Source organism: Stenotrophomonas sp. 2YAF22 (assembly GCF_052114665.1).
Taxonomy (GTDB): domain Bacteria; phylum Pseudomonadota; class Gammaproteobacteria; order Xanthomonadales; family Xanthomonadaceae; genus Stenotrophomonas; species Stenotrophomonas indicatrix.
This window is the reverse complement of the sequence record NZ_JBFRFE010000441.1, coordinates 1-3,621: the sequence shown is the minus strand read 5'-3', so window position 1 is coordinate 3,621 and position 3,621 is coordinate 1. Positions and strand designations below refer to the sequence as shown.

Below are 3,621 nucleotides of genomic sequence, written 5' to 3'. Positions count from 1 at the left end.
ACCTGCTGGCACGGCTGGGTGGCGACGAATTCGTGCTGGTGGTGCGTATCGAGCATGACGAGGACCTGCCTACCCTGGCCCGTCGCATCCTGCAGGCAGTGGGCAGCGGCCCGCTGCTGCCGGACAACGAACTGCAGGTGACCGCCAGCATCGGCATCGCGATATGCCCCGACCATGCCGCCAGCGAACGCCAGCTGATGGCCTTTGCCGATGCGGCGATGTACCAGGCCAAGGAGTCGGGCCGCAACGCGTTCGTGCTGTTCGCCGACTGGATGAACGACAGCGCCGAGCAGCAGTTCCGCCTGCTGGCCGACCTGCGGCGGGCAATCGGCAGCGAACAGCTGTTCCTGCATTACCAGCCGAAGATCCGCGTGGCTACGCAGAAGGTGGCCGGTGCCGAAGCACTCATCCGCTGGCGTCATCCGGAACAGGGCCTGATTCCGCCGGACCGCTTCATCCGCCTGGCCGAGCGCAGTGGCGCGATCAACGAGATCGGCCGCTGGGCGCTGGACCAGGCCTGCCAGCAGCTGCGGCAGTGGCACGATGCCGGCCACGAAGGCTGGACGATGTCGGTGAACCTGTCACCGGTGCAGTTCAGTTCGCCGCACCTGCTGCAGGACGTGCGCGAGGTGATCGAGCGCTACGCGATCGCCCCGCGCAACCTGGTGCTGGAGATCACCGAAAGCACTGTGATGCGCGATACCGATACCAGCCTGCGCCTGCTGCAGAGCTTCTCCGCCTTGGGCGTGGGCATCTCGATCGATGATTTCGGCACCGGCTACTCCAGCCTGCTGTACCTCAAGCGCCTGCCGGCCACCGAAATCAAGATCGACCACGCATTCGTGCGCGACCTGGAACACAGCGCCGAAGACGTGGTGATCGTGTCGGCCATCGTTGCGCTGGGCCATGCGCTGGACATGGACATCGTGGCCGAGGGCGTGGAAACCGCCGCGCAGCGCGCCTACCTGGAGCGCCTCGGCTGCGACTACCTGCAGGGCTTCCTGCTGGGCCGCCCGGTGGACGCGGCCCGCTTCATGCAGCTGCACGACCTGCCGCGGCCACGGGTGGAGCTGGCCAGCCCCCGTAATCCCCAGTAGATCCACGCCATGCGTGGATGGCCCTTCCCGTGGACCCAAACCCGGTAGATCCACGCCATGCGTGGATGCCCCGCGCCGCCGTGACGGAACGATTCTTGCACKCACTCCGGCATCCCCTGCTGCAGTGCCTGTGATGTCCGAGAACGAATCCGCCGGCGAAAAAACCGAACAACCGACAGAAAAACGCCTGCGCGACGCCCGCGAACAGGGCAACCTGCCGCGCTCGCGTGAACTGGGCACGGCCGCCGTGTTCGGCGCCGGGGTGATCGCGGTGATGGCCATGAGCGGCTCGATGGCCAGCGGCGCCAGCGCCTGGATGCGCCATGCGCTCAGCCCCGAGCAGAGCCTGCGCCAGCACCCGAAGGCGCTGTTCGGCCACTTCGGCGACCTGCTGCTGCAGCTGATGTGGGTGATCGCTCCGCTGGTGCTGGTCTGCCTGCTGGCCAGTTTCCTTGCACCGGTGGTGATGGGCGGCCTGCGCTGGTCGGCCAAGGCGATGATGCCCGACATCAACCGCATGAACCCGATGAGCGGGCTCAAGCGCCTGTATGGCCCCGAAGCCATCGCCGAGTTCATCAAGTCGCTGCTGCGGGTGGCCTTCGTCGGCGTCGCCGCCGGCATGGTGGTCTGGACCAGCTTCAACACCCTGCGCGGGCTGATCCACCAGCCGCTGGAAACGGCCATCGGTGACGGCCTGGGCTTCACCCTGCGGCTGCTGTTGGCCACCGCCGGGGCGATGCTGGTGCTGGCCGCCATCGACGCGCCGTACCAGCGCTGGAACTGGATGCGCAAGCTGAAGATGACCCGCGAGGAGCTGCGCCGGGAGATGAAGGAAAGCGAAGGCAGCCCGGAAGTGAAGGGCCGCATCCGCCAGCTGCAGCAGCAGATGGCCAACCGCCGGATGATGGAGGCGGTCCCCACTGCCGACGTGGTGGTGGTCAACCCCACCCACTATGCGGTGGCCCTGAAGTACGAAGGCGGGGCCATGAATGCCCCCACCGTGGTCGCCCTGGGCGTGGATGAAACCGCCCTGCGCATCCGTGAAGTGGCCGACGGCAACAAGGTCGCCATCGTCTCTGCCCCGCCTTTGGCACGCGCCTTGTATCGGGAAGGCCAACTCGGCAAGGAAATCCCCGTGAGACTGTATTCAGCCGTCGCCCAGGTCCTCTCTTACGTCTACCAGCTGCGCAGCTGGCGGACCGGCCCGATGCCGTCCACGCCGCACATCCAGGTTGATGAGTTCGGCAACGGGGGCCGTCCATGAGCGCCCAGGCATCCAGCTTCAATACCCGCCGCGCGCTTGAAATGATCCGCCAGGGCCTTGGCGCACCTCTGATCGTGCTCGCCCTGCTGGCCATGGTCGTGGTGCCGCTGGCCGCGCCGGTGCTCGATGCGCTGTTCACCTTCAACATCGCCATCTCGCTGATGGTGCTGCTGGCGGTGGTCTACGTGAAGCGCCCGCTGGACTTCACCATCTTCCCGATCGTGCTGCTGATCACCACCATGCTGCGGCTGGCGCTGAACGTGGCCTCCACCCGCGTGATCCTGCTCAATGGCCAGAACGGCCACGAAGCGGCCGGCAAGGTGATTGCCGCATTCGGCGAGTTCGTGATCGGCGGCAACTACGCCGTCGGCATCGTGGTGTTCGCGATCCTGACCATCATCAATTTCGTGGTCATCACCAAGGGCGCCGGCCGCGTCTCGGAAGTGACCGCGCGCTTCATCCTCGACGCCATGCCCGGCAAGCAGATGGCGATCGACGCCGACCTCAACGCCGGTTTGCTGACGCGCGAGGAAGCCAAGCTGCGCCGCGAGGAAGTACGCGAGGAAGCCGACTTCTACGGTGCGATGGACGGTGCCAGCAAGTTCATCCGCGGCGACGCGATCGCCGGCATCCTGATCCTGTTCATCAACATGCTGGGCGGCCTGGCCGTGGGCGTGCTGCAGCATGGCATGCCGTTCGGCGATGCCGCCGCCACCTACACCCTGCTGTCGATCGGTGACGGTCTGGTGGCGCAGCTGCCAGCGCTGCTGGTCTCCAGCGCGGTGGCGATGCTGGTTACCCGTGCCTCGCGCTCGCAGGACATGGCGCAGGCGATGACCGGCCAGGTGTTCGGCCAGTACCGTGCACTGGCCATCACCGCCGGCATCCTCGGCGTGGTCGGCCTGGTGCCGGGCATGCCCAACGTCGCTTTCCTGACGCTGGCGGCCATCCTCGGCTTCATCGCCTGGAAGGTGTACCGCAAGGGCCTGGTGCCGGCGCAGGCCGACACCGCTGCAGGCGACGCCAACGCACTGAACGCGCTTGGCCGCCCCGCGGCCCCCGCACCCACCGCGGAACTGAGCTGGGACGAGCTGCGCCCGGTCGATCCGCTGGGCCTGGAAGTGGGCTATCGATTGATTTCGCTGGTGGACAGCAACCAGGGCGGCGAGCTGATGCCGCGCATCAAGGGCGTGCGCCGCAAGCTGACCCAGGACGTCGGCTTCCTGATTCCCTCGGTCCACATCCGCGACAACCTGGAAC

At 66.9% G+C, this 3,621-nt stretch carries 3 protein-coding genes; all 3 read left to right on the top strand.

All coding sequences use genetic code 11. The features are described 5' to 3' along the window. The coding region (locus AB4Y84_RS16060; protein ID WP_442250433.1) for a putative bifunctional diguanylate cyclase/phosphodiesterase at positions 1–1,097 on the top strand (1,097 nt) is incomplete at its 5' end. Between the two features lie 133 nt (positions 1,098–1,230). After that, positions 1,231–2,361 carry a flagellar biosynthesis protein FlhB gene (flhB, locus tag AB4Y84_RS16055; RefSeq protein WP_033831035.1) on the top strand — a complete coding sequence of 377 codons (1,131 nt, stop codon included), beginning with the start codon at positions 1,231–1,233 and terminating at the stop codon, positions 2,359–2,361. Then, positions 2,358–3,621: FHIPEP family type III secretion protein (locus AB4Y84_RS16050; protein ID WP_442250432.1), on the top strand; the 1,264-nt coding region annotated here is incomplete at its 3' end. The genes flhB and AB4Y84_RS16050, both read left to right, overlap by 4 nt.

Excerpts from the sequence above, each read along its gene's own strand:
- flhB (WP_033831035.1), top strand. The coding sequence starts at position 1,231 with ATGTCCGAGAACGAATCCGCCGGCGAAAAAACCGAACAACCGACAGAA.